The 6,000-nt window shown below is 35.4% G+C and carries 5 protein-coding genes and 2 tRNA genes; 4 read left to right on the top strand and 3 right to left on the bottom strand.

Annotated elements, in window-relative coordinates:
* The first annotated feature begins 265 nt into the window (after window positions 1–265).
* Together ilvA and ahcY are read left to right on the top strand one after the other, a co-directional pair.
* A complete protein-coding gene (ilvA, locus tag ACP5SL_RS02820; protein ID WP_428228159.1) occupies window positions 266–1,498 on the top strand; it encodes a threonine ammonia-lyase in 1,233 nt (410 codons plus the stop codon).
* Between the two features lie 42 nt (window positions 1,499–1,540).
* Window positions 1,541–2,791: an adenosylhomocysteinase gene (ahcY, locus tag ACP5SL_RS02815; protein WP_428228158.1), complete on the top strand. Its 1,251-nt coding sequence runs from the start codon at window positions 1,541–1,543 to the stop codon at window positions 2,789–2,791.
* Here the strand turns inward: ahcY and ACP5SL_RS02810 are convergent.
* The gene (locus ACP5SL_RS02810; protein WP_428228157.1) at window positions 2,788–3,762 is read right to left on the bottom strand and encodes an ornithine cyclodeaminase family protein; all 975 of its coding nucleotides are present in this window, start codon (window positions 3,760–3,762) and stop codon (window positions 2,788–2,790) included. The genes ahcY and ACP5SL_RS02810 overlap by 4 nt on opposite strands.
* Before the next feature lie 258 nt (window positions 3,763–4,020).
* Between ACP5SL_RS02810 and ACP5SL_RS02805 the strand changes: the two genes are divergently transcribed.
* Complete coding sequence (locus ACP5SL_RS02805; RefSeq protein WP_014557921.1) at window positions 4,021–4,647, top strand: translin family, DNA-binding protein; 627 nt, start codon at window positions 4,021–4,023, stop codon at window positions 4,645–4,647.
* 8 nt (window positions 4,648–4,655) lie between these two features.
* Here the strand turns inward: ACP5SL_RS02805 and ACP5SL_RS02800 are convergent.
* A tRNA-Ile gene (locus ACP5SL_RS02800) sits at window positions 4,656–4,730 on the bottom strand.
* Between the two features lie 174 nt (window positions 4,731–4,904).
* On the opposite strand from ACP5SL_RS02800, the gene ACP5SL_RS02795 reads away from it, so the two are divergent.
* Window positions 4,905–5,351 carry a CGGC domain-containing protein gene (locus tag ACP5SL_RS02795; protein WP_014557922.1) on the top strand — a complete coding sequence of 149 codons (447 nt, stop codon included), beginning with the start codon at window positions 4,905–4,907 and terminating at the stop codon, window positions 5,349–5,351.
* 412 nt (window positions 5,352–5,763) lie between these two features.
* Here the strand turns inward: ACP5SL_RS02795 and ACP5SL_RS02790 are convergent.
* Window positions 5,764–5,837: transfer RNA gene (locus ACP5SL_RS02790), tRNA-Val, on the bottom strand.
* Window positions 5,838–6,000 lie beyond the last annotated feature (163 nt).

The following is a 6,000-nucleotide window of genomic DNA, read 5'->3' as shown; positions in this document are numbered from 1 at the left end:
GTTCACTATAAAGGGCAAACCCTCAAGATCTACAGAGAGAAAAGCTTTTTTCATTTTTCCACCTTTTATATTTTTATATCGAAATTTTTAATAATTTATAATTATATATTTAAGTATCAAATATCAATTAAAACAAAAGGTCCAATTTAAAAGCCAAATCTATAAGTTTTGGATATTGAAGGTGAATGATCTAAATGAGCTTTTTAGTAAAAATAAATTTGAATTGAAATGAAAGAAAAAAATTTTGTTATGGAGGGATAAGGTTTTGGGAAAATTAGTCGATAATGTATGGGAAAACATCTTAGAAGCAGAAAAAGTTCTCTCTGGTGTTATTCACAAAACTCCGGTTGACTATAGTGCAACATTCTCAAAAATGACAGGAAATAAGCTCTATTTTAAGCTTGAAAATATGCAAAAGACGGGTTCTTTTAAGGTAAGAGGCGCTTATTACAAAATTTTTAAGCATAAAGATGAAATAAAGGGAAAAGGCGTTATAGCAGCGTCTAGCGGCAATCATGCCCAAGGGGTAGCATTTGCTTCTAATAGCCTTGGCATAAAGTCAACAATAGTTATGCCAGAAATAACGCCTGCTTTCAAAGTGAATGCTACAAGAAATTACGGTGCAGAAGTGGTTCTATACGGCAAAGTATATGATGAGGCGTACAAGAAATCAATAGAAATATCTCAGCAAACAGGGTCAGTGTTTATTCATCCATTTAATGATATTGAAATTATGGGAGGACAAGGAACTATAGGTTTAGAAATCGCCAGTCAACTTAGCGATATAGACATGGTTTTGGTTCCTGTTGGGGGAGGAGGCTTAATATCAGGCATAGGAACGGCAATTAAAAAATTGAAACCTAGCACAAAGGTTATAGCAGTTGAACCGAAGAACGCTCCTAAGTATTATGTTTCTAGAAAGAATGGAAAAATAGAAACTATCGATCCATTGCCAAGCTTGGCTGATGGAGTAGTAACCAAAGGTGTTGGTGATTTGACTTTTGAGGTCATGAGCGAGGTGGTTGATGATGTTGTCGTTGTTGACGAGAACTCAATAGCTACTGCTATATATTTAATGCTTGAAAGATCAAAAATAATGGTAGAAGGTGCGGGAGCTCTTCCACTTGCAGCAATGCTTGAAGGTTACTATAACAATATGAATAAAAAGATTGCGCTCGTTGTGAGCGGTGGTAATATTGACTTGACAATGCTATACAGAATAATAATGAAAGGGCTGTCTAGTATCGGAAGAATAGTTGTTCTTAAAGTATTAACAAAAGATCAGCCAGGAGAGCTAGCAAAGATATTAAATGTATTGTACAAGTACAAGTGCAATATCGTAGAAGTTAAGCATGATAGGTTTAGCTTAAGATCCCCCGTAGGCTTTGCTTCAGTAGAAGTAATCTTTGAGGTTCCGGATATCGCAGTTGTAGAAAGGCTGAAGAAAGATTTAATTGAAATGGGAATAGAAGTCGAAAATTCTGAGCATAGCAAATAAATTAATTATTTATATTCTACAAATTCTGAAGAGGTGGAGTAAATGCCTGAGTATTGGGTATCAGATATAAATAAAGCAGAAGAAGGCGTAGCACAGCTGGAATGGGCCGAGAGAAATATGCCAGTTTTAATGTCATTAAGAAAAAAATACAGCGATGAAAAACCCTTGAGAGGTGCAAAAATTGCTGCATGTCTTCATGTGACAAAAGAGACTGGCGTTCTTGTGAGAACGCTTAAAGCCTGGGGTGCAGAAGTTTACTTAGCTGCAAGCAATCCGCTATCTACACAAGATGATATAGCGGCGGCTTTAGCAACAGAAGGTGTATGCGTTTTTGCTAAGAAGGGAGAGAGCGAGAAAGAATATTTCTGGGCAATAGAAAAGGTTGCGAGCATTCATCCAGATATAGTGATTGATGACGGTGCCGATCTGCATTCTTTATTACATGAGAAACATCCGGAGATGCTGAATAAGATAAAGGGAGGAGCCGAAGAAACTACCACTGGTGTCGTAAGATTAAGAGCGTTAGAGAAAGAAAAGAAGCTAGGTTACCCTGTTTTTGCGGTAAATGATGCTATGACAAAGCAGATGTTTGATAACAGATATGGAACAGGTCAAAGCACAATTGATGGATTGCTTAGAGCTACGAACATTCTTATATCTGGAAAAACGATAGTCGTTGCAGGGTACGGATGGGTTGGAAGGGGAATAGCTACTAGGGCAAGGGGCATGGGGGCTGAAGTAATTATTACCGAAGTAGATCCTGTGAAAGCTTTAGAAGCTGTAATGGATGGGTATAGAGTTATGAAAATGGAGGAAGCTGCAAAAATCGGCGACGTGTTCATAACGGCAACAGGAGACAAAGATGTAATCACTTGGAAATATATGGAAAAAATGAAAGATGGTGCTATCTTGGCAAATAGCGGGCACTTCAATGTGGAAGTTAGCGTAAAAGATCTAGAAGAAAATAGCATATCATCCAGAGAGCTTAGAAGATATATGAAAGAATATAAGATGAAAAACGGGAAAGTTCTGTATCTGTTGGCTGAAGGAAGGCTTTTAAATTTAGTAGCAGCTGAGGGGCATCCTAGCGAAGTAATGGATATGAGCTTTGCAAATCAAGCATTAATTGCAAAGAAGGTATGGACTGAGCCTAGGCTTGAACCGAAAGTTTACAAGGTTCCGCTAGATATAGATCAAAACATTGCTATGCTAAAGCTTAAATCTATGGGCATAGAAATAGATGAACTCACTCCCAAGCAAAAAGAATATTTAGATTCATGGAAATTAGATTAAAAAATTATTTCTTTTCCTAAACCTTTACTTTTTGCAATATTGTATGCAAGCAGTGTTACTGCAACATCTTCTACTGCTAAACCAACAGATTTGAATAGAGTTATCTCATTTCCTTCTCTTCCCTTTTTCTTTCCGGCAGCTATTTCACCTATTTCAGTAATGTCTTCAAAATCTAAAATGCCTTTTTTGACTGGTTCGGCAATATCTCCAGCTTCATTTAAGGTCGCGTTTCTTGAATCAACGACAATTTTTCCAATCTTTTTTATAGCTTCATCATCTAAAGCCCTTTCCTCTAATGAATGAGCACCAATGCTTATTATATGTTTATCATCGTCTAACCATTCACCCAGGATAATAGGAGTTTTTGTTGTTGTGGCTTCAATGACAACTTTAGAGGATTTTACAAGCTCTTCTATGCTATTTGCTGAACTAACTACATATCCTAAGCTTTCGGCCCAGGTTTTGAATTCATTTTCTCTGTTTTTATTTATATCAAAAATCATTAATTCTCTAGTTTTGTAAAAAAGAGATGAAAACTTAAGCTGATATTTCGCCTGATATCCGGTTCCTATTATCCCTATTGGTCCAGTGTTTTTTGGGGCTAAGTATTTTATTGATATAGCGCTTGCCGCACCCGTTCTTAAAGCTGTTAAGATATTTCCGTCAAAAATTCCAATTAGTTCTCCATTGCTTTCATTAAATAAAAGTGTAACTGCTTGTATAGTTGGCAATCCTCTTGAGAAGTTTTCAGGTATTTGGCTTACAACCTTTACCCCAATGCCTTCCGAAGGTATGTAAGACTGCATCACAGCCCACCAGTTACCCTTTATCCTCATCACAGTTCTTTCAGGTGTGAGAGTCTCTCTTTTTGAAAACTTAATGAGGGCATCTTCTATTGCTTTTGAAACAAGATTCAAGTCCATAAGATTTTCAATTTCATTACCACTAACTAAAAGAACACTAGGAGACATTTTTATACCCAAATAGAAGAAATCAGAATGTGGTTAATTAAAAAATCTTTCAAAAATTTGTGATAAATTTGAAAGAGAATAGCTTCTTATAAGAAGAAATATTGTAATAAATCATATTTTATAATTAAAAAGTAGAAAGTTTTTTATAGAGATAAGCACATCTATAATATTTTCTTTTTTTGCATATGTATATATCAAGTGCTCAGTTCGCAAGCTTTATAAGCTACTACCTATTCAAAAGGGAATAGGTAATGAATATTGAAAGAAAAGCTTAAAGAAATAATTAGTGAAATAAGAGGCTATTTGGATGAAAGAGACATGGAAAGGGAGAAGCTAATAGTCATTTCAAGAGATGTCATAAGATTATCAGGCAATGCTATAGTATTAATCGAAAAAGGAGACTTTAAAGGTGCTGAAGAAAACATAAACAAAATGAAGGAGCTAGTAGAAGTTTTTCTTTCGGAACTCAAGAATTTTCCCGAGCTGTATTACTCTGGTATAGCCTACAACATGTTAACGGAATATGCCGAAGCCATCCTGCTTTTTCATATTATGAACGAAAATAACATTATTAGTTATAAAGAAATGAATATATCCCCTGTCCCTTACCTCCTCGGGCTTGGAGATGTAATTGGTGAGATTAGAAGGGTCATTATTGATATGATTAGAAAAGAGGACTTCGAAAACGCATGGAAGCTGTTTGAAATTATGGAAGAAGTATTTTTCCAGCTGAGTAATATGGATTATCCTGATGCACTAGTGCCTGGATTAAGGCATAAGGTTGATACTGCGAGAAGGCTTATTGACGATACAAAGTATTTTCTTATAGACATGGAAAGTAGACATTTTTTGAAGAAAAGCTTGAGCATTCATATCGAAGAGTAAAAGGTAAATGGGCCCGGAGGGATTTGAACCCTCGACCACCCGGTTATGAGCCGGGCGCTCTGACCGGGCTGAGCTACGGGCCCTCTATTTTATATTAAATTTTTCTTAGGATTAATAAAAGTTTTTAGTTTTTAGCATTTTATAAGACAGTGTTTGAAATTTTGGAAAAAACTATATAAAAATTTTTGTATGATCTAAATTATTAATAAAATTTAATAATAAGATTTTTTAAAGCAATAAATTGCTAGTGATAATAGATGGAAGAAAAAGTCAAGATTGGAATTATAATATGTGATAGATATAAAAACTGTGCAGGAGGAAAGTGCTTTAGGGCTCTTAGAGAAAGAGTAGGAGGATTTAGTATTTACAAGGACAAAGAAGTCGAAGTTGTGGGGTACACAACCTGTGGAGGCTGTCCAGGTGGGAACATTGAATATGCTCCGGAGGAAATGAAAAAGAATGGAGCAACAGTAATTCATTTTGCTACTGGGATGGTTGTAGGTTATCCTCCATGTCCATATATTCAATATTTTAAAAAGTATATCGAAGAAAAGTATAACATGAAAGTAGTAATAGGAACACATCCTATTCCAGAAAAATATTATACCGTTCATCAGAAGCTAGGTTCATGGAATTCTCCTGAATGGCAAGAAATGATAAAGCTCGTAGTAACCGATGAAAAGACAAGACGTGCATATGATTGAAATATTTAAATTTTAAATCTTTTAAAAATATTTTGAAGCTATTTGAGCTTAGTGAAGGTATAGAGGAACGCACAGCCTACAATGAGATCAATAGAGCATTTAAAGAAATGAAGTTGATAGGCAATTAGAAGAAGATGATGACAGGAGAATTTTGATCGGATGAAGGGGTTGTTATTACCCAATGCTTGAGAGCAAAGCTAAAAACAAACAGTATAGTAGCATTATATCATATATTTATATACTCAAGATCCCGCATAAATCCATGCGAGGGTAATAACTCAATAGGTAATAGCTCGTTTTATCTCGCACAAAAAGTTAAGGGCAAATACTATCTGCATATTAAGGAATTTATCTTGGCAATGAGAGGAAGAAGCCCCTCTATATAGCTTCCCACGATAATATAGAGGAGAAGTGGGCCCGCTGGGAGTCGAACCCAGGACCTCCGCCTTGTAAGGGCGGCGTCCTAACCAGCTAGACGACGGGCCCGCTTAAGAGCAAAAAATTATTTTTTATTAATAGGAATTAAAACTTTTTTCATTTTTAAATATATACTTTTTATAATAATGCTGGTATTTTTCAAGTAATTACATATAATTACATAGCAAAATATTTTCTCTTCAGATAGAAGGATTACTAACAAAAAAATACT

Source organism: Fervidicoccus sp., assembly GCF_049967375.1.
GTDB lineage: Archaea > Thermoproteota > Thermoprotei_A > Sulfolobales > Fervidicoccaceae > Fervidicoccus > Fervidicoccus fontis.
This window is presented reverse-complemented; position numbering and strand designations above follow the sequence as displayed.

Coding starts and splice junctions, on each gene's coding strand:
- ahcY (WP_428228158.1), top strand. CDS start 1,541: ATGCCTGAGTATTGGGTATCAGATATAAATAAAGCAGAAGAAGGCGTA.
- ACP5SL_RS02810 (WP_428228157.1), bottom strand. CDS start 3,762: ATGTCTCCTAGTGTTCTTTTAGTTAGTGGTAATGAAATTGAAAATCTT.
- ACP5SL_RS02795 (WP_014557922.1), top strand. CDS start 4,905: ATGGAAGAAAAAGTCAAGATTGGAATTATAATATGTGATAGATATAAA.